We start from the raw sequence: 25,350 nt of genomic DNA, 5'->3' as shown, positions 1-25,350 counted from the left end.
ATATAAAACTAATCTTTTACCTTTAATGTAGAATTTATCACTGATTTTCGGTCAATATGTCTTTACCTGTTGGGGAAAGCAGTCCTGTCACCAGATCAGCGAGATTATTAAAGGTCTCTAATCGACTGGAAGATGGCCGCCATACCATACCGATATCACGATAGGCTGCTTTTCCTGGTGGGGTTTCTAGATACACATCTAAATTAGCAATTAAACCATGATCAATCGCCATTTGCGGTATAAAGGTCACACCATTGCCGTTGGCCACCATTTGCACCAAGGTATGTAAACTGGTCGCCATAAAAGGATTAATCTTCTGCGAGGCAGTCATCTGACAGGCAGAGACAGCATGGTCGGTGAGACAGTGTTCACGCTCTAATAAAAAGACAGACTCATCGGGGAGAGATTCATAATCAACGGGCAATGTAAGCTGTGCTGCTTGTTTGCCGCTCATGACCATTTTAAAGGGATCGCGGCCAACAATTCGACGCGTCATGGTGCCAATATCCATGGGGAGTGCAAGGATCAATATGTCCATTTCGCCATGTTTAAGCGCCGTGAGTAAATTGGCGGTAGTATCCTCGCGCAGCAGTAAATCTAAATTTGGATAGTGTTGATTGACTTGCTTGACCACATCACAGAGTAAAAAAGGTGCAATGGTCGGAATACACCCTAAACGCACCTTACCATGCATAGGATCAGACTTAACTTGCGTTAGCTCCATAAGATCTTGGCTACGGGCGAGAATCTCCCGGCTTCGGCGTACCACCTCTTCACCCATGCCGGTGAGGACTAAGGTTTTATTGTCACGCTCAATCAGCTGTGCGCCAATCAACTCTTCTAGATTTTGAATCCCTGCGCTCAGTGTCGACTGGCTGACAAAGCATAATTTCGCCGCCTCACCAAAGTGACGCGTTTCTGACAGGGTAACCAGATAGTGTAGCTGCTTTAATGAAGGATATTTGTTCATAAGGTCATATTTTAAACAATCGTATTTTCCGATTATAACAATCTATTAATTCCACTTTTTTCAATCTAACAAGTTAGCTATAGTTTGTCTCGCTTATATAGGAACCTGATTAACAGGACAACAATTAAATAGGAGCTGAGATATGGTACTCGTAGGTCGTCAAGCACCAGATTTTACTGCCGCTGCCGTACTAGGTAATGGCGAAATCGTTGATAACTTCAACCTGAAAGAGTTCACCAAAGGCAAGAAAGCAGTTGTCTTTTTCTACCCACTCGACTTCACTTTCGTGTGCCCATCAGAGCTGATCGCATTCGATAAGCGCCTGAGCGATTTCCAAGCTAAAGGTGTTGAGGTAATCGGTGTGTCTATCGACTCTCAGTTCTCACACAACGCATGGCGTAAAACTGCCATCGAAGACGGTGGTATCGGTGCAGTGAAATACCCACTGGTCGCAGACGTTAAACACGAAATCTGTAAAGCATACGACGTTGAGCACCCAGAAGCTGGCGTTGCGTTCCGTGGTTCTTTCCTTATCGACGAGGAAGGTGTGGTTCGTCACCAAGTTGTCAACGACCTACCACTAGGCCGTAACATCGACGAAATGCTACGCATGGTTGACGCACTGAACTTCCACCAGAAAAACGGTGAAGTTTGCCCTGCACAGTGGGAAGAAGGTAAAGCAGGTATGGCTGAGTCACCTGAAGGTGTTGCCGCGTATCTGTCTGAGCACACTGACGACCTGTAATAAGGTTACGTGCCCGCACTGAGCAATGTAACAGTATAATGAGGCCCGGCTAAACCGGGCCCTTTTTTTATTATCTCTCAACGCCTTCCTTCCCCCCGTTTCTCTACATGTCACACCTTGTCTGATTTGTCCATGACGCTTGCTCTGGTCACGGTTATGCTAGACCGTTTAAACAAGGAGCACCTATGACCGTCACCGTCGAAGTGTGTATTGATAGTATCCAATCTTTATCGATTGCTCAGCAAGCGGGCGCAGACCGTATCGAGCTTTGTGCTTCGCTCAAGCTCGGTGGCCTCACACCAAGTATGGGCACCCTGTATCAAGCGATACAACAAGCTCGCGTGCCTATTTACGCGATTATACGTCCACGAGAAGGGGACTTTGTTTATAGCCATGATGAAGCTGAAGTAATGCTTAAAGATATTGCCACTGCCCGCAAAACTGGCTGTCATGGCGTAGTGATTGGCGCCTTACGCCCAGATGGGACAGTAGACTTAACGTTACTCGATGCCATGCTGGCCGAAGCCCGAGGTATGGGGGTGACGTTCCATCGGGCATTTGATCATTGCACCGAGCCAATGGCAGCGTTAGACGCCTTCATCGCGCGACCTGCCGTGGAACGTATTCTGACCTCAGGTGGTGCCAACCATGCCGATCAAGGTAAAGAAACACTGAAAGCCTGGGTCGATTACGTCCGTCATACGACGCTTCGTATCATGCCAGGTGCTGGGATCACAGCGCATAATGCCGCAGAAATCATCGCTCACACCGGCGCACGAGATATTCACTTGTCCGCGCGTACCACAAAAGCAAGCGCGGCCCACACTCATGCGATGGCGACGATGGGTGAAGGTGAAAAGATCGGTTACCCCATCACTGATCCCATGCAAGTCAGGGCGGTAAAGCAGGCAGTCGCTCGGTTCAGTTAAATGCAATACGTCAGCCGCTCTCACCATACTGTGATTGACCAAACCTTTTTGTCGATAAGCTTGTGTCCTAGAGACAAGGATATTGCATCTCACGGTTGAGTTTCCTAACTTGTAATTATGGTCTTCACAAAAGGAGTGCTGCTTTGTCGGATAAAAAGCCCCTTAAAATCAGCAAAAAACACTACGAAAAAAAATTACTTGAGTTGCAAACCGAGCTAGTCAAATTACAAGAGTGGGTAAAACACAAACAGCTGAAAGTCGTGGTGATCTTTGAAGGGCGAGATGCCGCCGGTAAAGGTGGGGTGATAAAACGGATTACCGAAAAACTCAACCCACGCGTGTGCCGTATAGTTGCACTAGATAAACCGACGGAACGCGAGCGCACACAGTGGTATTTTCAACGCTATATCGAACACCTTCCAGCGAGCGGAGAGATAGTTTTATTCGACCGCAGTTGGTACAACCGAGCCGGTGTAGAACGTGTCATGGGGTTTTGTACTGAGGAAGAATATGAAGAGTTTTTCCGCACTTGCCCTGAATTTGAGCGAATGCTGATCCGCTCGGGGATTATTTTGCTCAAATACTGGTTTTCCGTCTCCGACGAAGAACAAGAAAAGCGTTTTGCCGAGCGAATAAACACGCCAATAAAACGCTGGAAATTTAGTCCCATGGATTTGGAGTCACGCAGCCGCTGGGTGCAATACAGTGAGGCGAAAGATCGCATGTTTGCTTATACCGACACCAAGGAAAGTCCATGGTGGGTAGTGGAGGCTGATAATAAAAAGCATGCGCGACTTAATTGTATCGCGCATCTTCTCACCCAGATACCTTATCAAGAGATTGAATACCCAGACGTTATTCTTCCCGAGATCAGCAAAGAGGGCTATGTGCGCATGCCGCTTCATGACCAAAGTTTTGTCCCTGATAAGGTCAGTGAGTGGATCGATAACGACTAAACGCCTATTTGAGGAGCTTTTCGAGCTCCTCTTTTTGAATGTGACGAACATCTTTCCCTTTTACAAAATAGATGATGTACTCACAAATATTCTGGCAGCGATCGCCCACGCGCTCGATCGCACGCGCTGACCACATCACTTTTAGCACATTAGGGATAGAACGAGGATCTTCCATCATATAGGTCATCAACTGACGCAAAATTCCCTCATACTCACGATCGAGAGAATCGTCTTTACGGTAGACTTTCATGGCCGCATCAATATCCATCCGCGCAAACGCATCCAGTACGTCATGCAGCATCTTGGCAGCACGCTGACCCAATGCCTCCAGAGAAACCAAAAAAGGTTGCTGAGAATGACTGGCATTGTCCAATGCCATTTTCGCGATGCTATCAGCCACATCGCCAATACGCTCTAGATCCGTGATGGTTTTAATGATTGCCATCACCAGGCGCAGATCGCTTGCCGTCGGTTGGCGCTTAGCAATAATCCGTGTGCAGGCCTCGTCAATGGCGACTTCCATGCCATTAACTTTGTGATCTTCACGAATCACATGGCGCGCTAGCTCTTCATCTTGATTGTGCATGGCACGAAGAGCATCGGTGAGCTGACGCTCCACCAGCCCCCCCATCGCTAGGACGTGAGTGCGAATCGCTTCTAATTCAGCATTAAATTGGCCAGAAATATGGCGGCTAATATTGTAATTATCCAAGGCCTGCTCCTTATCCGTAGCGACCGGTGATGTAATCTTCCGTCTGTTTATTTTTTGGTGTAGTAAACAAGGTGTCAGTATCCGCATACTCTACCAAGCGGCCCATATTAATAAAGGCGGTTTGGTCTGACACCCGTGCCGCCTGCTGCATATTATGGGTAACAATCACCACTGTATATTGTTTTTTAAGATCGTTGATCAACTCTTCAATCGTCAGTGTTGAGATAGGATCCAGCGCCGAAGAGGGCTCATCCAGCAATAACACTTCTGGCTCAATCGCGATCGCTCGGGCGATCACCAACCGCTGCTGCTGTCCGCTTGAAAGACCAAACGCATTATCGTTAAGACGATCTTTTACCTCACCCCACAGCGCCGCACCTCGCAGTGAACGCTCCACCGCATCATCTAAGGTTCGGGGATCATGAATGCCTTGCAGCCGCAATCCAAAAACGACATTTTCATAAACGGATTTCGGAAACGGATTAGGACGCTGAAATACCATACCGACTTGACGGCGTAACGCAGGCACATCAACCTCGCGGTGATAGATGTTTTGCCCATGTAAGTTGACTTCGCCCCGCACGCGACACCCATCCACCAAATCATTCATGCGGTTAATGCAACGCAGTAAGGTCGACTTCCCACACCCAGAAGGACCAATAAACGCTGTGACCTTGCCCTTCGGGATACGCATACTGATATCAAACAGTGCTTGAGTCGCCCCGTAATAAAGATTCAAATCCCGAATAGCTAACGCCGTTTGCTCGTTCGGTAAGTTTCCCAAATCTAAGCTCGGCGTGGCGCCTATAGGCGGGTTTATCGAAAACATCGAGCAGGATCCTTATCGTTACAGTTCTAATGCGCGATATTTTTCACGCAAATAATGACGGATACCGATCGCGGATAAGTTCAGTGCCACGATCACAGACACGAGTAAAAACGACGTCGCATACACCAAAGGTCGCGCAGTCTCGATATGCGCACTTTGAAAGCCCACATCATAAATATGGTAGCCGAGATGCATAAACTTCCGTTCTAAGTGTAAGAAAGGAAAGTTGCCATCAACCGGCAGAGAAGGCGCCACTTTCACCACCCCAACCAACATTAAAGGCGCCACTTCACCGGCGGCACGGGCAACCGCTAAAATTAACCCCGTCATCATCGCCGGGCTTGCCATCGGTAAGACGACTCGCCATAGCATTTCAGATTGGGTCGCGCCCAAGGCAAAGGCACCATGACGGACGCTTGTAGGAATACGCGCTAGCCCTTCTTCTGTTGAGACTATCACGACCGGTAAGGTTAAGATCGCCAACGTTAACGCTGACCACAGAATACCTGGCGTACCAAACACAGGCGCGGGTTGCGCCGCTTGATAAAAGATATCGTCAATGGTGCCACCAATGAAGTAGACAAAAAAGCCTAAACCAAACACACCATAAACAATGGATGGCACCCCAGCGAGGTTAACAACCGCAATCCGAATCAACCGAGTGAACGCCGTTTTAGGCGCATATTCATGCAGATAAATCGCCGCGACCACGCCCAAAGGGGTAACAATCACTGCCATTAATAAGACCAGAAAAACGGTGCCAAAAATCGCCGGAAAAACCCCACCTGCGGCATTACTGTCACGCGGTGATTCAGATAGAAAAGCCGCCACTTGGTGCCCCCAAAATGTCAGCTTATCGACGCCGCTCATCGCGTTGGGGTACCAAATATTTAGCACATTCTCGAGCGGCAATGCGACCTCATCACCATGGCTATCTTCGACAACCAATTGCCCTGTTTTTTGTTTATCCCGCAGCTTTGCGAGCTTTTGCTCCAGTTGTTGATACTGAGTGAGCAACTGCGTGCGGCGGGATGCAATCTGCGATTGGGCACGCTTGTCCAACGCCCCCTCAAGTTCGCGAGATTTTTCCTCTAATCGCAACTGTTCGAGCTGATAATTCACCCCTGCCAGATGGACTTGTTCAATTTTATTGATCGCATCACGACGTGCCGCCAAATCCGCCAGTTGCTGACGCAGCGCAGAAATCACTAATCCATGACGTGTACCGCTTTGATCAATATATGCTGTTGGCTTGCCATAAAAGACACCGTTCTCGCTGCGCTCAATCATCGCCATCTCAATCGGCGTATGTTGGCTTTTTATCTGAAACGCAAGTAACTGACGAAAGTCGAGCCCTTCTCGTTCACGGTTACCAATTTTAACCACCAAGCGCTGATACGCGGATTGCCGGTATGCGGGTAAGCGAACACCGGCGTCTATAAGCTGAGTCGCATCAACCTCATCGGTTCGATAAATCTGGCCAACGACAGTTTCTACGCCCTGTTCCGTCTGTAACTCAAAACTGGTCACCGGTGTGGGCCAAAAATAGCCTAAGCCACGAACACCGAGCAAGAGTAAGACACCGAGAATGGCAATAAGACTGACGCTAACCATCCCTGCCGTCATCCAGACCCAAGGCGTGCCAGATTTTATCCATGGACGCATGCGCACTCTCATCTCAATTAAAGGTGACTGTATTTGTCGCGTAAACGCTGACGAACAAGTTCAGCCAACGTATTAAAGACAAAGGTGAAAACAAACAAAATAAACGCGGTTAAAAACAACACACGATAATGCGAGCTCCCCACTTCGGACTCTGGCATTTCGATCGCAATATTGGCCGACAAGGTCCGAAGCCCTTCGAGCAGGTTCCAATCCATAATCGGTGTATTCCCTGTGGCCATCAACACAATCATGGTTTCACCCACCGCGCGACCTAATCCCATCATCACCGCCGAGAATATCCCTGGGCTAGCGGTGAGCAACACAACCCGCATCAATGTTTGCCAATGCGTTGCCCCCAGTGCTAACGCACCTTGCTTTAGATGTGGCGGAACCGAAAAAATCGCATCTTCAGCAATCGAAAATATGGTGGGAACCACAGCAAAGCCCATCGCGATCCCAACCACTAAGGCATTACGTTGATCATAACCAATGCCTAGCTCGTGGGTAATGAATTGACGTGCATCGCCTCCCAGCCAAATCTGCTCAATCCAAGGCCCTAAAGACACGGCCATTGTCCCCACTAACAGCAACACCGGGATAATCACCAGTATTTGGGCATTATCCGGCAAGCGACGGCGAGCATAGCGGGGGATCATTCGCCAACAGGCGCTCAACCCCAGCAACACAAACGGGATCAGGATCAACAACATAAAGACGCTAGCAATATGTGCTTCAACCCAAGGGGCAAGCCATAAGCCGGCCAAAAAGCCAATGATCACCGTAGGTAATGCTTCAATCGTCTCAACCGTCGGTTTGACCCATCGCCTCAACCCTGATGACATAAAGTAAGCCGTATAAATAGCCGCACCAATGGCCATTGGTACCGCGAACAGTAAGGCAACCACGGCCACTTTTAGTGTGCCAAAGATCACCGGCACCACACTCAACTTTGCTTCAAAGCTATCGTCGGCCGATGTCGACTGCCACACATATTGCGGCGATGAGTACCCCTCGTACCACACTTTTTGCCATAAAGAATGGAGACTGACTTCAGGATGAGGATTATCCACTGCCAACCACTGCCACTGATTTTGTGTCACCGCCATCAAGGCGTTGGCGCGAGGAGCAAATGCCAGCACCTCCGGGACCGAGGTAAACCGTTTATCAAAATGCCGCTGTTTTTCACTGGTCACATGTACCAAACTCAGCTGCCCAGTATCATCCACGGTGGCCACGCTTTTACGATGTAACTCTGGCGCTATTATTTTTGCCCCAGCACCGGGCGAAAACGTTCGCACGTTGGTCAATGACGGCTCACCACTTTTGAGGACATCAAACCATTGCGTCAAATCACCATTTTGATGCTGCAATATTAACGAGCGTCCCCCCGCTAGCAGCGTCATATTAACCACCGAGCTATCGTTCACATGAGTGAGATCTAGGCGTTCGCGCTTAATGGGCATGTCATTATTAACCTGCCAAACCGATAAAGTATGATGCTGACGGATAAATAACCGTTGTCCATCGCCCGACAATGCCAACTGATTGACTGGCGCGCTCAAAGGGAATGATGTTTTATGCTGGCCGCGGTAGATCATCAATTGATTATCGGCAGTCACAGCCGCCAACACAGGCGCTATCGGCTGGCCATGCAAGCTATCCGGTATCGCCAGGGCAATCTTATCCAGCGGCTGTCTATTCGCATCCACCGTTACGGGTCCACCAAACGCAGATATACGCGATAACTGAGGGATCACCGCATCACCGGCTTGGTCATCGTTGCCAAAGCGTAATTGCCAAACGCCCACTTCACCGGGAGCATTTTCCACTGCGATAAAAGGCGCCGTTGCTTGAGCCCAACTCATCGCAGGATCACTGAGGGTCGATAGCGCGCGTTGTAAGACAGTGTCAGCCTGCGGGAAAGTTGTCTTCTCTTGAGGCTGTTGAGGCATCGATGACTGACGAGGACGACGCGCTACCGTCAAGACGCCTGTCTCATCCAAGCTATAAACGAGTTGATTACGATTATCAGCGCCAACAAACCGTGGCGCTCCAGGTGAAGAGACAGAAAAGCGTTCACTTAACGTCACACTGGCTTGATGAAACAGCGGAATCACGACAGTTAAAAGATAAAAAAACAGCAACAACAAGGTCACTAATACCATCACACCACCAACGCGCACTGTTTGACGCGTCAGTTTATCTTTTAAACGTCGCGCACGTTTGGTGTCAGAAAGTGATGGTGAGGAGTGGGTCATTTGCGCCTCTTATTTTAATCAAGCTCTTGATTGTATTTCATTACAATGACAATTTTGTGACAAATCGGCCCGCTATGATTATCCATATAAAAAAGTGAATGATGGCTAATCATACTGCCGCTTGCGGACTAATACCTCGACACCGAGACGGTGCGGTACGCAATAAATATGCAACAAACGGACTTTAGGCTGGCCCAAGTTGATATTGGGCACACTTTCGTAAGTTTACTGCTGTGAAGCATAGACAACACCTTGAATGACCTCAATAATTGTTTAAACAATCGTCTTAAGGATAACGCATGATGCATTTTGTTTTCACGTATCAACACTCTGGATACGTTCCTACAAAGTGCAGCCAACATCAGCGTATTACACAAAGCCATTGAAAGGCTGTTTGACGCTTTAGCGGTCTTGCTTGACAGCCATCTTATTCAGTAGAACAGGATTTTCTCACACGTTATGACTTTAGACTCCCATCATGTCGACAAAGAACTGAGCTGGCTCTCCTTTAACGAGCGCGTACTGCAGGAAGCTGCGGACAAAAGCGTGCCGATTATCGAGCGGGTTCGCTTTTTAGGTATTTTTTCATCCAATCTTGATGAATTTTATCAAGTACGGTTTGCCGATGTGAAACGCCGTATCATTATTGATGAAGAGCGCGGAGTGGATAGTCACGCCAAGGAGTTACTTAGTAAAATTCAAGCGAAAGTGGTCAAGCTCAATCAAGATTTCGATCATCTATATAATGATATTTTGCTTGAAATGGCACGCCGCAATATCTTTTTGGTGAATGAGCGACAACTGTCGGAGCATCAAGCCCAATGGCTTAAACGCTATTTTCGTAGCAATATCTTGCCTTACATTACACCCATCATGCTCAATAAAGATGTCGATGTTTTAAGCTTTTTAAAAGACGCTTATTCCTATTTAGCCGTCGAGCTAAAAAAAGCCGGTGACGAGCCCAAATATGCCTTAATTGAGATCCCAACCGACGATTTGGACCGATTCGTCAAAGTGCCTGAGCCTAAAGGGAAGCGGCAGCGCAAAACCATCATCTTATTGGACAATATTATTCGACTCTGTGTTGATCAGATTTTCAGTGGTTTGTTCGATTACGATACCGTCGACGCTTATGCGATGAAAATGACGCGTGACGCCGAATACGATTTGACCAACGAAGTCGAACATAGCCTGCTCGAAAATATGTCAGAAAGCTTGGACCAACGCTTAACCGCCCTGCCTGTTCGGTTTGTGTATCAGCGTGATATGCCACCTGAAATGGTGAACAAACYCATCCAAGTTTTAAAGATTTCTGATTATGACAGTGTGCTACCCGGGGCGCGCTATCATAACTTTCGTGATTTTATCGGCTTTCCCAATGTGGGACGCCAGTATCTAGAAAACGCACCGCTTCCGCCTTTCGAGAGTGCCGATTTTCAATTGCAAAACAATGCGTTTCGGGCCATACGTGAACGCGACATACTGCTGTACTACCCCTATCATACCTTTCGGCATATGACCGAACTGGTGCGACAAGCATCGTTTGACCCTAAAGTGCGTAGCATTCGGATCAACGTGTATCGCGTGGCAAAGAACTCGCGGATTATCAATTCAATGATTGATGCTGCCAATAACGGTAAGCGCGTCACTGTGGTGGTTGAACTTCAGGCACGATTTGATGAAGAGGCCAATATCGAGTGGTCACGGGTACTGACCGACGCAGGGGYCAAAGTGGTATTCGGCACGCCAGGGCTAAAAATTCACTCCAAGCTGTGCTTGATATCTCGCCGCGAAGATGGCGAACTTCGCGATTATGGCCATATTGGTACCGGCAATTTTCATGAAAAAACGGCACGAATCTATACTGACTTTGCGCTTTTTACTGCCGATCAACAACTCACCTCAGAGATCCGAAAAGTTTTCGACTTTATCGAGAACCCTTATCGCCCAGTAAAGTTTAACCACCTGATTGTGTCGCCGCGTAACTCACGCCGCCGAATGTGTAAATTGATCGAGCGCGAGATTGAACATGCGCGCGCCAAACGCAAAGCTGGCATTACGCTTAAAGTCAATAACCTCGTTGATAGAGGCTTAGTTAATCTCTTATACAAAGCCAGCAATGAAGGGGTCAAAATTCGAATTATTGTCCGCGGCATGTGCTCGCTCGTGCCGGGCGTAAAAGGGGTGAGTCAAAACATCAAGGCGATCAGTATTGTGGACCGCTTTCTCGAGCATCCACGTGTATTTGCCTTTGAAAATGGCGGTGAACGTGATATCTATATTTCATCTGCCGATTGGATGACCCGAAATATTGATAATCGTATTGAAGTGGGGGCACCTATTCGCGATCCAAGACTCAAAGATCGCATCATGGCAATCTTGGAAATTCAATTTGCCGATCGCGCCAAAGCACGAGTCATCGACAAAGCCATGTCTAACGCCTATGTTAAACGCGGTAACAAGAAAAAGATCCGCTCACAAGTCGAGATCTATGATTACCTCAAACACATAGAACGCCAAGCACTCAAACACGCGGAAAAGTTGCAACATGACACACCCCCAGTCAAAGGATAAAACGCGCGAGATTGCTGCGGTTGATCTCGGCTCCAACAGTTTCCACATGGTCGTCGCACGCGTCGTCGGTGAAGGGCTTCAAATCGTCAGCCGCCATAAACAGCGCGTTCGTCTCGCTGCGGGGCTAGACAGCCACCATTGTCTTAGCGATGAAGCGATTGATCGAGGCGTGGAATGTTTAGCCATGTTCGCTGAGCGCCTCAACGGTATTGACGTGGATAACGTCCGCATTGCCGCGACCCACACGTTACGCCAATCTCGTAATATCGAGACGTTTATCCAGCGAGCGAATCAAGTTTTCCCTTACCCAATAGAAGTTATTTCGGGTGAGGAAGAAGCGCGTTTGATTTACATGGGCGTGTCACACACCCAACAAAATATCGGCCGCAAACTCGTCATCGATATTGGTGGCGGCAGCACAGAATTAGTCATTGGTGATAACTTTGACCCCCTGCTGGTTAATAGCAAACGCATGGGCTGTGTGAGCTATAATGAACGGTTTTTCCCCAAAGGGGCCATTAGCTCAAAGCAATTTGTGGCCGCTCAGCTCGCCACTCGGCAAAAACTAGAGAGTCTCGCAAGCCAATACCGCCAAGCAGGCTGGCAAGTGGCTTTAGGGGCTTCAGGAACGGTGAAAGCGATTCGTGAGGTCATCATCGGCTTGGGTAACGACGATGGCATAATCACCCGCAAACGCCTGGATAGTTTGATTGAAACGCTACTGACATTTAAAACCAGTGAGAGCATCAATTTGCCAGGCTTATCAGCCGATAGGCAACCTGTGTTTGCTGCGGGTGTGGCTATCTTGTCGGGGATATTTGATGCGTTAGCCATCGAGTCACTGCGCTTTTCCGACGGGGCACTGCGTGAAGGTTTACTCTATGAGATGGAAGATCGTTTTCAGCGTACGGATATCCGCGGCCGCACCACAGATGACATGGCGGCTCGCTACAATATCGATCTGAGTCATGCTCGACGTGTACAGCAAACGGCGGCACACTTTTATGCGCAAGCAGAACCGGATAAAGGCAGTAAAAAGTCCGAGCTCGCCGGATTGCTCAACTGGGCAGCACTGCTCCATGAAGTTGGCCTGAGCATTGGCTATCCGGGGTATCACAAACATTCAGCCTATATTTTACACCACACCAATTTGCCGGGTTTTAATCAAGAGCAGCAGACAGTGCTCGCGACATTGGCACGCTTTCATCGAAAGACGCTAAAGCTCAATGAGATGCCCAAGTTTACTTTGTTTAAGCCGAAACTGATTGAAACCCTCATTTGCGCATTACGCTTAGCCTGTGTGTTGCACTCCCAACGTAACGACCAGCCACTACCTGATATCGCACTGAATGTGGATAAAAAAGGAACATGGCAGCTCGATTTCCCTGCAAGGTGGCTCCAAGATAACCGCTTATTAGCCGCCGATCTTGAAGCCGAAAAACAATACTGGCAATCCGTAAACTGGGCGTTGACCTGTAACGACTAATCCAATCCTAGCGCCTGTCGCTGTGCGTGTACCGTTTCTGCCGGCAATGGAATATATCCTTGCTGGCTGACGGCTTTTTGTCCTTGCTTAGAGAGAATATATCGCATAAAAGCGGCATCTAAAGGCGCAAGCGGTTGATGCGGCGCTTTGTTGACATATAAATAGAGATGTCGAGTAAGTGGGTACTTACCTTCTCGGATCGCCCTGTCACTAGGGATAACAGCTTTGTCGCCATGACGAGAAATCGCAAGCATACGGGCGCCCGAGGCTTGATGACCGATCCCTGCATAACCGATAGCATGGAGTGAAGAAGCCACCGACTGTACCACCGACGCCGAACCGGGCTGCTCATTCACATCGGCACGAAAATCGCCACGACACAGGGCTGATTGCTTAAAATAACCATAGGTGCCAGAGACCGAATTTCGGCCAAACAACTGTAAATCACGATGCTGCCAGCGGCCGGTTAAGCCCAGCTGCCCCCAGGTTGTAATAGGGTCACTCGCACCGCACCACAGCGTTCTGGAAAAGAGCGCGTCAAGCTGTTGAAAACTGATAGTACGAAGTGGATTATCTTGATGGACATAGACGGCCATCGCGTCAATCGCAACTGGGACTGCGGTTGGGGGGTAACCGAACCGCGCTTGAAAGGCGTTTTCCTCACTGACACGCATCGCGCGGCTCATTGGCCCAAGTTGCGCAGTGCCCTCCACCAGCGCGGGCGCCGCCGATGCCGAGCCAGGGGTCTGCAACTGAACATTAACGCCCGGATGCAAGCGCTTAAATCCGCCTGTCCACGCCGCCATAAGATTACCGAGCGTATCAGAGCCCACAGAGCTTAAGTTGCCGGATATGCCGCTGGTACGTTGGTAATCCGGTAAAGGATGGGTTTGGCTTAACGCATCCAGACTCCATACGAGACAAACAAACAAGATAACGCGTTTTAACATGCGAGCCGCTCCGGCAACGTGAATGCAAACGTGCTACCTATCCCGACTTCGCTTTTAATATCCAGTTCAGCATCATGGTGGCTCAACGCGTGTTTAACTATCGCAAGCCCTAGCCCACTGCCACCGGTTTCTCGCGATCGCGCTTTGTCGACACGATAAAATCGCTCAGTCAATCGGTCTAAATGTTGTGGCGGAATGCCTTCACCACTGTCGATAACCTCTAAGCGCGGGCCTTTTTTAGAACGATACCAACGCACCTGGATCTCTGCCTGGGCGGGAGTGTGTTTCACCGCATTATAAACAAGGTTTGAGATCGCACTGCGCAGCTGATCATCATTGCCGCGGACTTTCAACGCCGTGTCGACGTCAAAGGTAAGTACATGCTCACTGTTACCACTTAATGCCTGAGCCTCTTTTTGCAGCACATCGAGCATCGCGGGAACATCAACATGATGATCGAGATCGGGCTTGGCTGCAGCTTCAATTTTAGACAGCGTAAGCAGTTGCTCAACCAAAGATTCCATCCGAGATAATTGCTCTGTCATCACACCATGCGCTTTTGGCCACATGGGTCCAACAAGCATATCCGGATCTTCCGTCATTTCTAAGTAACCACGCAATACCGTCATTGGTGTGCGCAGCTCGTGCGAAACGTTGGCGAAAAAGTTACGTCGCATACCTTCCAGTTGCTTTAACTGCGTGATATCACGCACCACCATCAAATATTCGCCTTCCGCGTAGGGCATGGTCCGAAATTCAAGTGTGCGAGCGCTATTCAGATGAGAGCGCATTTCCAGCGCCGTATCGTAATTGGCATTGGCATTGGCATTGGCGATATAACTGACAAATTCCGGTGCGCGGATCAAGTTACTAATATGCTGGCCGTTATCATCCGGCATGCGCAAGCCAAGTAGCTCCTGAGCAAGTTTGTTACACCAGACAATGGCGCCATCGCGCTCAAATACCACCACCGCATCGGGCAAAGACTCCGCGCCATTACGAAAACGGCGAATTAAGTTAGCAAGCTCTTTGCGACGCCGGCGGTTACGCTTTTGTAAGCGATAAATACCATTAAATAAAGGCTCCCACGATCCCGTACCGGATGGAGGCGTTAAGCTCTTGTCTTTCCATAACCAGTCAGACAGCTTTATTTGCTGGTGCAAGTGCCACAATAACATCGCTACGGTGGCGCCGAGTAATAACCAAGGTAGGCCGCCAAACAATCCACCCACTACGAGCCAAGGTAAATAAAAAAAAGCCAGCTCCCAGGCTAGCTTCTTCCAAGACAGTCGTTCGACCATTATATCTCCATATCGGCTCACCCCTTTAAAGGGATGTTCTAGCTACGTGTTGAGAAGCGATACCCCGCCCCACGAACGGTTTGTACTAACTTAGCATGTCCACCCGCCTCTAATACCTTTCTCAGGCGACGAATATGCACATCAACCGTTCTATCTTCAACGTAAACATTGGTGCCCCAAACATTGTTAAGCAGCTGTTCACGGCTATAGACACGCTCTTGGTGAGTCATAAAAAAATGTAGAAGTTTGAACTCGGTTGGCCCCATATCAAGGGGATCATCATTCGCTGTAACACGGTGTGAAACCGGGTCGAGTTTTAAACCTTGCACTTCAATCACATCTTCCAACGTGGTCGGTGAGACACGCCGCATGACCGCTTTCAGTCGTGCGATTAACTCTTTCGGTGAGAAAGGCTTGGTGATGTAATCATCGGCACCCACTTCAAGGCCTCGAACTTTATCTTCTTCTTCGCCCCGAGCGGTCAGCATCACCACTGGGATTTGGCGCGTAAGCTCTTCACGCTTCAAATGTTTAATCAAGTTGAGTCCAGATCCACCAGGTAACATCCAATCCATGAGGATCATTTCTGGGTAAGGCTCGCATATTTGCGCCAGCGCTGAGTCGTAGTCTTCTGCCTCAACCGTTTGATAGCCTTTTTGCTCTAAGACAAAACAAAGCATCTCGCGAATGGGGGCTTCGTCTTCAACAACGAGAATCCGTCTAACCATGATAATTACCTAGTGTTATCATTTAACTGGCGCCATTATGTGCATTTATTATGACATTTTTGTGACCCGACGCGAGCAAATTTCGCGTTGTGTTAACAGGCTGTGACCTAGCCAGCACCTTGCTGTGTGACCAGGACGCGGCTAGCGCCCCCACCTTGACTATCGACGCGCACTTGCGCACCGATGCGCTCAACCAGTGTGCCTACATGGGAAATGACCCCAATTTGCCGCCCGTCGGCTTGCAAGGTGTCTAAACAGGCCAACGCCATTTCCAGGCTTTCCGGATCCAGTGTGCCAAAGCCCTCGTCTATGAATAAGGATCCAAGTTGCCGTGTATCCGCCGCTAATGATGCCAGCGCAAGCGCCAGTGACAAAGAGACCAGAAAGCTTTCACCGCCAGATAAGGACTCAACACTGCGTACTTCATCGCCCATATCATGATCAACGACTTGCAACGCCAGTAAGCTATCGGGCACGGTTTGTAACGCATAACGAGGCGATAATGAGGCCAAATGCTCATTGGCAATCTCGACCAGCTGCGCCAGCGTCAGCGATTGTGCGAGATTACGGAATTTAGCTCCGCTGGCCGAGCCAATTAAATCGGCCAGTTTTAACCACTGCTCCGTTTGGCTACGCTGCGCGTCAATTTTCTCGGTCAGCGATCCGGCCTGCTGTTTGGCCTTCTCTGATTCGGTTAATTGGTGACGCAATGTAAACAGCTGCTGCTCGGCGTCTTCTAACGCGTGTTGCCAGGCATCGTGCTGGGCGGTCAACGCGGCATCATCATCCGGTAGCTGCTGCTCATCAAACCACACTTGCGCCGCGGCAATCGCCTGCTGGCAATGGGTTAATTGTTGCTGACGTTCGTCTAAGCGCGTGTTAGCTTCTTGGTAAGCCGCTTCTACTTCACTGATCGCTTCCCGCTCACTGGCTCGCCAGGTTTCAGAGTAAGATAAAGCGTGGAGGATGTCGTATTGATGCATGGCTAGTGTCGGTTGCCATTGGACCCAACGTCGAACACTGGCGCGATACTGTTGCGCAGCCTCTTGCTGTTGTTGGCGCAAGGTTTGCTGACGTGCCTGTACCCCTGCCCGCTTTTCACTGGCTTGGCTATAGGCTTGTTCAGCCTGCGCACGCTTAGTCTTTTGCGCCTCGATTGCTGATTTATACGCCTGTTCAAGCGCCGCCAAGTCTGAATCGGGGATCAACGCCTGACGCGCCGCGCTGCGCTGTTGATGCGCTTGCGCCAGATTCACTAATTGCGCTTGCCGTGCCTGCGTGTCCTCTGACAAGCTCTGACACTGCTGGGTTAATGACGCTAGCTCGGTCTCTATCTGTTGTTTTTGCGTGGCAAGCGATGTTTTTTCGTCCTGCAGCGCACGGTAGCCCTGAATTTTTTGCTCCATCTGGCGAATATAACGTGCGGCGCCCACCTGTTGCAGGCTTGTGAGCCACTGTCCTGCACCGAGTTGCTGATCAAGCGCTTGGCTCACGCGCGTCAGCTGTTCGTGTTGTTGCTGCCACTGCTCATCAATGGCGCTCAGCCGCGTCTCACACTCGGTCAATGACTGATCCAGTTGATGTCGGCGCGCAACAAGCTGTTCTCGTGCGTGTTGTAAATCACTCAACGCGGCATCCATTTGCTGAATTTGCGCTAACTGGTGTTGACGTGCAGTGATCGCCTGATAACAAGCGTGATAGTCGCTGTCGGTTTGTTTTGCGTGCGCTTCTATCTCGCTCAACGTCTCATCGAGGGGTTGTTCAGGCGCCAACTGCCACCCAAGCTCTACCATTGCGTCGCGTAGCCCGTTCTCATACTGCTGACGCTCAGCCTGCCACACTAAGCCCTGCTCCCGTAGTTCGGCACAGACATGCTGGCTGTGTTGATGCTGTTTTTGCCAGTAATAGTATTCGGCGTTGTGTTGATTATAAGAGGCTTGCAACACATCGACACGCGACTGTTGCTGCGCGATCATGCCTTCAATTGCCGGTGCGTGATGCAAGTAAGGATGCTCAGTTGCCCCACATAACGGACACGGATCGCCCTCTTTCAGCGCTTGACGAAGATCGTCTAACTCGACAACAGCCATTGCTTGTTGCAAGCTATGTTGCGCTTCATCAACCTGGGCCTGTTCACGGGTCAGCGTCTCTTTAAGTCGGTCTAAATGCGTTTGGCTGTCGCGATAAATCGCTTCATGCTTTTCAAATTCTACATGGTTATGCTGGCAGCGTTCTTGCCAATATTGCCAATTTTGCGCCTCATGGAGCAGTGACTCTTGTTGCCGTTTTTGCTGCTGAAGCTTGGCATAACGTGCTTGGTCGGCTTCTTGTGCCGCGAACAAGGATTCAGGGTTTGCCGCCTGACGCTTGGTTTTCAATTGCACGCTGCTGTCATCGACCTGCGCAATATCTTGGTCAATTTTCTCTCGTTGTGGTGCCCACAGCTGACGTTGGCGGTAACGCGTTTGATATTCTTCTTGTAACGCGGTCAGGGTGTCTTGGCAGTCTAAGTATTGGCGAAGATTGTCGAATACTGGCTGATAATGCTCAGCAATATGCGAAAAGTCGCCGTAACGCGCAATCTCCTGCTCTAATGCGTGCGCTCGCTGCGCCTGTTGTTGAGATTTTTCACGCGTTTGCGTGAGTGTTTGCTGGGCATGCCGGTACTTTTGCTGTTGTGCATTCAGCGCCATATTTTGCTCGTGCATTTGGCTGTCTAATCCTGCCAACTGCGTATCTAGCTGCTGCGCCTCACGTATTTTAGGTTCGATATCAGCCCAAGCTTGCTCCGCTTCCGTGACCCCTCGGTTAGCGTCTTGCCAGTGCGCGGCTTGCACCTCATAATCGTCGGCTATCGCTCGCTCTTCGCGCGCCAAGTGAATAAGATCCTGCGTTAATGCCTGCTGCTGCCATTGACGTGTTTGCACAGCCTGCCAATCGTCTCTGGCCATTTGCACGCGCGCAATGTCATCCAGTTTTTGCCGCCGCGCCGCCACCCCTTTTCGCGCGTCACTGGCTTCATCCAAGGCTTTTTGGGCAGCGGCGAGCCCTTGTTCCGCCTGCGCCAAATGCGTGTGCTGCTGGCGATAATCGTTCAGTTTTTTTAATTGCCGTTGCTGCGTTTGAATCTGCTGCTGACACGTTTGTTGCGCTTGGTGCAGTTGTTGCTCTTCGTCATCACTGAGTATGTTAATATCCCCAAGCTGTTGGGTGAGCTGATCCAGCGCGTTTTTTTCTTCACGCGCACGCTCATGCGCCATTTGCGACAAACGGCTGTAGATTTCGGTGCCTGTCATACGTTCAAGCAACGCCGCTCTGTCATCTGCCGAGGCTTTTAGAAACGCAGCAAAATCCCCCTGCGGTAACATTACCGCACGGCGGAATTGCTCATAACTGAGCCCCACTAGACGCTCTATCTCGCTCAGCACTTCTTGTTTTTTGCCCGCAATACGCTGGTCTGTGGTCAGATTTTGTAACCAGTGCTCACTGGCTTGGATCCGACCGTCTGCTTTTCCTCGCGCGCGACGCACCGACCAATGTGCACGCCAGCGGCTGCCATCATGGGCAAGAAAGTCGACTTCGGCATAACCTTCGCCTTTGCCTCGAGACAAAATACTCCGAACGTCATTGGCTTTAACTCGGGTTGCCGGGTCGCCCAAACCAATATCGGCATCGTGTTTTTTATTGGATTGAAAACGCGGGATCTTATCGTAGAGCGCCAAGCAAATCGCATCCAAAAGCGTCGATTTTCCTGCGCCCGTTTTCCCCGTGATGGCAAACAAACCGCTATCACCGAGTGGGCCTTGGGAGAAGTCCAACGCAAACGGGTATTGAATACTGGCTAAATTCTCGCCACGCAATGCCAGAATTTTCATGATTTATTGGTCCTCGTCCTGTTCCAATTGCTCCAATAAGTGAGAAAACGTCGCCGATAACGCCTCATCCGGCTCACCTTGGTATTTTTGCTGCCAGCCATGACGCAATACCTGAAACGGTTCTACGTCGGAAAGGTGTTGCTGGCGAAAGCCCGTATCTTGGGACGTCTCGCGATAATGCGGCGTAATCTTTGCCAGACGCACAGGTTTGTCCTCAAGCACGGCTAAAATCTTCTCGCGTAACATCGGCTGTGGTTTATCTAACAGCACAGGCACATCGAGTAAGGGTTGCTGAGCGAGCGGCAAATCTTGCGGCGCCAACGCTGCCAAGCTCGCTAACACAGTATCAAGTGGCGCAGCTTTTTCTGGCACTCGCCAGAGATCCACGGCACGCGGGACAATGTGAGGCGCCACACTCTGCAGTTGGTTGCCTTCTAATGTAACGGCCAACACTTGATGCTGATAATGGCGCTCTGACAGTGATAGGGGAAGCGGTGAGCCGCAATAACGAATCCGTGTTTGTTTGGCGACTTGCTGAGCTAAATGCAAATGCCCAAGCGCGACATAGGCCACATCGTCACTGAAAATATCAGCGGGCAGCGCATGCTGATTACCACCTAGAATACGCCGCTCTGACATCTCAGATAATTCACCACTGGCCATATACACATGCCCCATCGCGATCAATGCTTGCATCCCTTTGCACTTAGCGCGCGCCGCTTGTTCGGTTTGCTGATAAACCTGTCGAACCCCTTCGATGAGACGATCATCCTCTTCTCCCAACCCTTCAGTACGCAAATCACCACTGCGTAAAAAAGGCACCGCGAGTATCCATGCTGCCGTCTCGCCACTGTTATCAGTGATCGGTACCATCATGCGCTCGGTGTCTAAACGCCCATCATTATCGCGGGCAATGGCACCAATTAAGTGTAAATCAAAGGCTTTTAGAAGCTCATGTGGGGCGTCGAGTTTGCTAGGTGAATCATGATTTCCCCCGGTGATCACCACATTTAAATGGGGCAACACTTTTGCTATGTCGGCTAAAAAGCGATACAGCATCCGCCATGCGCTTGCCGGTGGATTCGCCGTATCAAACACATCACCGGCCACTAACAATGCATCGGCTTGCTCATCAATGAGACATTGCTTGAGCCAATCGAGAAAGACTTGATGTTCATATTGACGATCGTAACCGTGAAGCTGATGACCAAGGTGCCAGTCGGAGGTATGAATGATTTTTAACACAGCTGGGGTAATCCATTTTATTTGAGCGTTCGGCAAGTGCATCTCGCACAATACGCGAGTAGGGTTAAATTCTACGCTAATTGCAGCGACATTCGAGAGTGAATGCAATACCATGTTGCCTTTCTCACAACAGGATGGATAAAGCCTCGCCATGATTTGGTTTAAGAATTTACTCGTCTATCGTCTCACCCGTGATATTCCTCTCGATCCCGCTCAGTTGGAAAGCCAGCTGAAAGAATTCGATTTTACCCCGTGTGGCAGCCAAGACATGCAAAAATTTGGCTGGGATCATGCGTTGGGTAAACACGGCGATATGCTCACCCATATCAGCGGTAACAATATTCTGATCCGCGCTCGCAAAGAAGAAAAGCTCTTACCTGCCTCGGTCATTAAAGATGCCTTGGAAGAAAAAGTGGACGCCATGGAGCAAGCGCAGGGTCAACGCCTGAAAAAGCGCGAGAAAGACAGCTTAAAAGACGATGTGGTCATGGAACTATTACCACGCGCGTTTACTCGCCAAAGCCAGATGTGTGCGCTGATTATGGCCGATAAAGGCTTGATCCTCGTTGATGCGGCAAGCATTAAAAAAGGGGAAGAGCTGCTCGCCCTATTACGTAAATCGATTGGCAGTTTGCCCGTGGTGCCGGTTGAAACGGAAACACCAACCGAGCAAGCGATGACAGAATGGGTCAAGCAAGGCCAAGCCCCACAAGGCTTCCACCTCGGTGATGAGGCCGAGCTTAAAGCGCTACTCGAAGAAGGTGGGGTGATCAAATGTAAGCAGCAAGATCTCACCAGTGATGAAATCCAAGCGCACCTTGAGGCAGACAAACAAGTCACTAAGTTATCGATGGATTGGCAAGAGCAAGTTCACTTCGTTCTTGGCGACGACCTTAGCCTAAAGCGGCTCAAATTCTCAGAGGAAATCCGCGATCAAAACGCCGATATTGACCGCGAAGATGTCGCTGCTCGCCTTGATGCAGATTTATCACTCATGTGTGGTGAGCTCGACACCTTGCTCGATGGCATATTTACCGCGCTAGGCGGACTGAAAACCGACTAATCCTTTACCGCATTAACCCTTACAAAGATTAGGTAAATTCGGCTGGTAGTGTGGGCAATGTCACAGTAAAATGGCGCCCACACTCACCTTCAACGTGAAGGTGCCTGACTTACACTCAGACTCAAGCTTGGAATTATGTTGACGCCAGAATTACTCTCTCCCGCCGGTAGCCTAAAGAACATGCGCTACGCGTTTGCCTACGGGGCTGACGCTGTTTACGCCGGTCAACCACGCTATAGCCTGCGTGTGCGCAACAATGAATTTAACCACGACAACCTAAAAATTGGGATCGACGAAGCCCATGCGCAGGGAAAAAGATTCTACGTGGTTTGTAACATTCAGCCGCACAACGCAAAGCTTAAAACCTTTATTCGTGATCTTAAACCTATCATTGATATGGGTCCTGATGCGCTGATCATGTCGGATCCTGGCCTTATCATGATGGTCCGCGAACATTTTCCTGATATGCCGATTCATCTTTCCGTGCAAGCTAATGCGATTAACTGGGCCACGGTTAAGTTTTGGCAACAACAAGGCATTGAGCGTGTGATCTTATCGCGTGAATTATCACTGGAAGAGATCGAAGACATCCGCCAACACTGCCCTGAAATGGAGCTTGAGGTGTTTGTTCACGGTGCGCTCTGTATGGCGTATTCTGGTCGTTGTTTGCTATCAGGCTATATTAATAAGCGCGATCCAAACCAAGGTACCTGCACCAATGCTTGCCGCTGGGACTACAAAGTCCATCAAGGCAAAGAAGACGATGCTGGCCAGGTGGTACAAGTTCAAGAAGTGACTCCCACACTTGGTAAAGGCGAGCCGGTTGATGACGTAGTATTGCTCGAAGAAGGTGGACGTCCCGGTGAGTTAATGGCGGCCTACGAAGATGAGCACGGCACCTACATCATGAACTCAAAAGACTTGCGCGCCATTCAGCACGTTGAACGGCTTACGCAAATGGGCGTTCATTCGCTCAAAATCGAAGGCCGTACTAAGTCGTTCTATTACTGCGCACGCACAGCACAGGTGTATCGCCAAGCCATTGATGATGCCGTGGCCGGTAAACCATTCGATGAGAGCCTGATGAATACCCTCGAGAACCTTGCACACCGAGGCTATACCGAAGGCTTTTTGCGCCGTCATACCCACGATAGCTATCAAAACTACGACTATGGTTACTCGATTTCTGAGCAGCAGCAATTTGTCGGCGAATTCACTGGCAAGCGTCGAGGCGATCTGGCCGAAGTGGAAGTGAAGAATAAATTTACGCTCGGTGACAGCATGGAGCTAATGACGCCACGCGGCAATGTGCATTTCACCTTAGAGGCGATGGAAAACCGCAAATCAGAAGCGATCGACGATGCCAAAGGCAGCGGCCATTTCGTGTTTATTCCCGTGCCCGCTGATATGGATCTAGAGTACGCGCTACTGATGCGTAACCTACAATCAGGCCAAGATACGCGTAACCCATCGGGTAAGTAATATGGCACTACTCATCACCGATAAATGCATAAACTGTGATATGTGTGAATCCGTGTTTTTTATTACCATATAACAACCACTTATAAATTTGTGTTACTCGGCGTGTACCACTTTGCGCCGCGTAACACAAAATAAGGGGGTAATTTCCTGCTTCACAATCACCGCTAAAGCAAAGCTCCCCAGTCAGTTGCTCCCTTAGACACTAACCTAAATTCTTTAAGTTTCAGTAGAGCATCTACCGATTTAATAAGAAAGCCTAACGCTGGATAAAATTCATTGCTTACCGACACACTGCAAGACGTAGGCATTTCTCGGACGCCTGACGTATCGAACCACGTTCTCTCTAAAACCTGTTCGTTTTTACCTTCAGCTTCTGGCACATAAACAGCCACTGACTCAATAAGCAATTCATGATCCTGTAAAAACGTGATGGAAGTGCGTATATCAATGCGCTTGCCGAAAGCCTCTAGCTGCATGGCTCGATGGGTGTCTGTATAGGGCATTACGACGGTGATACTCTGTTCATCTAGCGCCGTTGTGTTTGGCTTTGAGTAAAATGCATCGACCACACTGATGATTTTTTTATAGTCACGCTGAGCTGTTTTGTACCGCATTGAGCGTTCGGGAATATAAGACATAACCTTGCTCCTTTTGATGTTGAATAGTGATAATTGCGTGTACAAGGCCAGCCTATCGCTACATTATCCCAAACGCCGTTACAAGGATCGCTTTTCTCACACCTGAGATTTATCAACAAAAAGCACAGCAATGAATTTATCAGAGTTATGACGTACAGGAGGCCATCACTCATTGCGTAATGCGGATTTTGCAAGTAAATTTGAGTGTGGTTATGCGCAAACGAAAGTTCACTGTTTTAATATGAAAGAAAGCAATAGAAATGAATATTACATTTGGGTGTATGGAGGTCTATCTGCATTCTGCATGACCTATATTTTGGCATTACTTAGCGCAGGAGAGCTTGTGCATAGCAGCTTATCTCTTGAGATGGCTTTAACTCTTAATGTAATATCTCTCGTTATTTTCACTTACGCCCTTGGCTTTCATTTCTATGCTAAAGAAAAAAGAGCATCGATAGAGGGTATTGAAAACGCACTAGATGAAACATCGATGCGGATAGTTTTAACTGGGATTGTTTTTATTTATCTCACTTTGCTTTTTACAACGTTTTACTTTTCATTTATATCATCATTAGCATTTCTTATAACATCTATTGTCTTACGAGAAAAAGCCAAACCATTATTCAAAGGTTTACATAATGAAAAATAAAAAAATATTATCATATTCATTAGTGTTAGTTTTACTCTTCGTATACTTCATATGCATGTTCTTCATTCCTTTTTATGAGGGGGGTGTCCATCTCCTCAGAGCCACGTTGCTTCAATGGCAAACCTTCAACGCAGGCATGGTCGCATTGATTGCAGCAGTAATAACAGCAGCCGTAGCAATAAAATCTGATAAAGCTGCATGGGAAAGACATTACGATGCCATAGAGCGGGAGTTAAAAGCAACGCGACTATTATTAAATCTACCACTAAGGTCAATAATTGAGTATGTTAATTAT

20 protein-coding genes are annotated in these 25,350 nt (G+C 49.0%); 9 read left to right on the top strand and 11 right to left on the bottom strand.

Annotation, left to right across the window (positions count from 1 at the left end):
* Positions 1-37 precede the first annotated feature (37 nt).
* Positions 38-970, bottom strand: coding sequence for a hydrogen peroxide-inducible genes activator (locus BZG77_RS12510; protein ID WP_077647483.1), 933 nt, complete (start codon positions 968-970; stop codon positions 38-40).
* A gap of 142 nt (positions 971-1,112) precedes the next feature.
* Between BZG77_RS12510 and BZG77_RS12505 the strand changes: the two genes are divergently transcribed.
* The 3 genes from BZG77_RS12505 (at position 1,113) to ppk2 (ending at position 3,600) form a co-directional block, all read left to right on the top strand.
* Positions 1,113-1,715: a peroxiredoxin C gene (locus BZG77_RS12505; protein WP_077647482.1), complete on the top strand. Its 603-nt coding sequence runs from the start codon at positions 1,113-1,115 to the stop codon at positions 1,713-1,715.
* A gap of 185 nt (positions 1,716-1,900) precedes the next feature.
* Positions 1,901-2,644 (top strand): copper homeostasis protein CutC, encoded by a 744-nt coding sequence (locus BZG77_RS12500; protein ID WP_077647481.1) that lies wholly within the window; start codon positions 1,901-1,903, stop codon positions 2,642-2,644.
* A 143-nt stretch (positions 2,645-2,787) separates the two neighbouring features.
* Positions 2,788-3,600 carry a polyphosphate kinase 2 gene (gene ppk2 / locus BZG77_RS12495; RefSeq protein ID WP_077647480.1) on the top strand — a complete coding sequence of 271 codons (813 nt, stop codon included), beginning with the start codon at positions 2,788-2,790 and terminating at the stop codon, positions 3,598-3,600.
* Between the two features lie 4 nt (positions 3,601-3,604).
* Here the strand turns inward: ppk2 and phoU are convergent, their stop codons facing one another.
* From phoU to BZG77_RS12475, 4 genes are read right to left on the bottom strand one after another with little or no spacing between them, the layout of a single operon-like run.
* Positions 3,605-4,312 (bottom strand): phosphate signaling complex protein PhoU, encoded by a 708-nt coding sequence (gene phoU / locus BZG77_RS12490; protein WP_021022902.1) that lies wholly within the window; start codon positions 4,310-4,312, stop codon positions 3,605-3,607.
* Positions 4,313-4,322: 10 nt separating this feature from the next.
* Positions 4,323-5,141, bottom strand: a complete 819-nt coding sequence (gene pstB / locus BZG77_RS12485; RefSeq protein ID WP_077647479.1) for a phosphate ABC transporter ATP-binding protein PstB — start codon at positions 5,139-5,141, stop codon at positions 4,323-4,325.
* Positions 5,142-5,159: 18 nt separating this feature from the next.
* Positions 5,160-6,806 (bottom strand): phosphate ABC transporter permease PstA, encoded by a 1,647-nt coding sequence (gene pstA / locus BZG77_RS12480; protein ID WP_077647478.1) that lies wholly within the window; start codon positions 6,804-6,806, stop codon positions 5,160-5,162.
* 17 nt (positions 6,807-6,823) lie between these two features.
* Entirely contained in the window at positions 6,824-9,064 is a 2,241-nt protein-coding gene (locus BZG77_RS12475; RefSeq protein WP_077647477.1) for an ABC transporter permease subunit, read from the bottom strand.
* A 459-nt stretch (positions 9,065-9,523) separates the two neighbouring features.
* Here BZG77_RS12475 and ppk1 point away from each other — a divergent pair, with 459 nt between their 5' ends.
* Both ppk1 and ppx read left to right on the top strand, forming a co-directional pair.
* Entirely contained in the window at positions 9,524-11,638 is a 2,115-nt protein-coding gene (ppk1, locus tag BZG77_RS12470) for a polyphosphate kinase 1 (protein ID WP_077647476.1), read from the top strand.
* Entirely contained in the window at positions 11,613-13,124 is a 1,512-nt protein-coding gene (gene ppx, locus BZG77_RS12465; RefSeq protein ID WP_077647475.1) for an exopolyphosphatase, read from the top strand. Before ppk1 ends, ppx begins: the two co-directional genes overlap by 26 nt.
* Here ppx and BZG77_RS12460 read toward each other — a convergent pair.
* From BZG77_RS12460 to BZG77_RS12440, 5 genes are all read right to left on the bottom strand, one after another.
* Entirely contained in the window at positions 13,121-14,074 is a 954-nt protein-coding gene (locus BZG77_RS12460) for a PstS family phosphate ABC transporter substrate-binding protein (RefSeq protein ID WP_077647474.1), read from the bottom strand. The genes ppx and BZG77_RS12460 overlap by 4 nt on opposite strands.
* The gene (gene phoR, locus BZG77_RS12455) at positions 14,068-15,375 is read right to left on the bottom strand and encodes a phosphate regulon sensor histidine kinase PhoR (RefSeq protein WP_077647473.1); all 1,308 of its coding nucleotides are present in this window, start codon (positions 15,373-15,375) and stop codon (positions 14,068-14,070) included. The genes BZG77_RS12460 and phoR overlap by 7 nt, the downstream gene beginning before the upstream one ends.
* 38 nt (positions 15,376-15,413) lie before the next feature.
* Positions 15,414-16,103: a phosphate regulon transcriptional regulator PhoB gene (gene phoB, locus BZG77_RS12450; RefSeq protein WP_021022894.1), complete on the bottom strand. Its 690-nt coding sequence runs from the start codon at positions 16,101-16,103 to the stop codon at positions 15,414-15,416.
* Between the two features lie 107 nt (positions 16,104-16,210).
* Positions 16,211-19,978: an AAA family ATPase gene (locus tag BZG77_RS12445; protein WP_077647472.1), complete on the bottom strand. Its 3,768-nt coding sequence runs from the start codon at positions 19,976-19,978 to the stop codon at positions 16,211-16,213.
* A 3-nt stretch (positions 19,979-19,981) separates the two neighbouring features.
* Positions 19,982-21,337 carry an exonuclease SbcCD subunit D C-terminal domain-containing protein gene (locus BZG77_RS12440; RefSeq protein ID WP_241844153.1) on the bottom strand — a complete coding sequence of 452 codons (1,356 nt, stop codon included), beginning with the start codon at positions 21,335-21,337 and terminating at the stop codon, positions 19,982-19,984.
* A gap of 40 nt (positions 21,338-21,377) precedes the next feature.
* Here BZG77_RS12440 and rdgC point away from each other — a divergent pair, with 40 nt between their 5' ends.
* Both rdgC and trhP read left to right on the top strand, forming a co-directional pair.
* The gene (gene rdgC / locus BZG77_RS12435) at positions 21,378-22,286 is read left to right on the top strand and encodes a recombination-associated protein RdgC (protein WP_025744607.1); all 909 of its coding nucleotides are present in this window, start codon (positions 21,378-21,380) and stop codon (positions 22,284-22,286) included.
* 135 nt (positions 22,287-22,421) lie between these two features.
* Entirely contained in the window at positions 22,422-23,768 is a 1,347-nt protein-coding gene (gene trhP / locus BZG77_RS12430) for a prephenate-dependent tRNA uridine(34) hydroxylase TrhP (protein ID WP_077647470.1), read from the top strand.
* 164 nt (positions 23,769-23,932) lie between these two features.
* Here trhP and BZG77_RS12425 read toward each other — a convergent pair whose 3' ends face one another.
* On the bottom strand, positions 23,933-24,406 hold the full coding sequence (locus BZG77_RS12425; protein ID WP_077647469.1) for a hypothetical protein: 474 nt from the start codon (positions 24,404-24,406) through the stop codon (positions 23,933-23,935).
* Positions 24,407-24,578: 172 nt separating this feature from the next.
* Between BZG77_RS12425 and BZG77_RS12420 the strand changes: the two genes are divergently transcribed.
* Together BZG77_RS12420 and BZG77_RS12415 are read left to right on the top strand one after the other, a co-directional pair.
* Positions 24,579-25,055, top strand: a complete 477-nt coding sequence (locus tag BZG77_RS12420) for a hypothetical protein (RefSeq protein WP_131826157.1) — start codon at positions 24,579-24,581, stop codon at positions 25,053-25,055.
* Positions 25,045-25,350, top strand: a 306-nt coding sequence (locus tag BZG77_RS12415) for a hypothetical protein (protein WP_131826156.1), incomplete at its 3' end; no start/stop codon positions are given. The genes BZG77_RS12420 and BZG77_RS12415, both read left to right, overlap by 11 nt.

It is taken from the genome of Salinivibrio sp. IB643 (assembly GCF_001996105.1).
Classification (GTDB): Bacteria; Pseudomonadota; Gammaproteobacteria; order Enterobacterales; family Vibrionaceae; genus Salinivibrio; species Salinivibrio costicola.
Note: the sequence above shows the minus strand (reverse complement) of the source record. Positions and strands in the feature narration are given on the sequence as shown.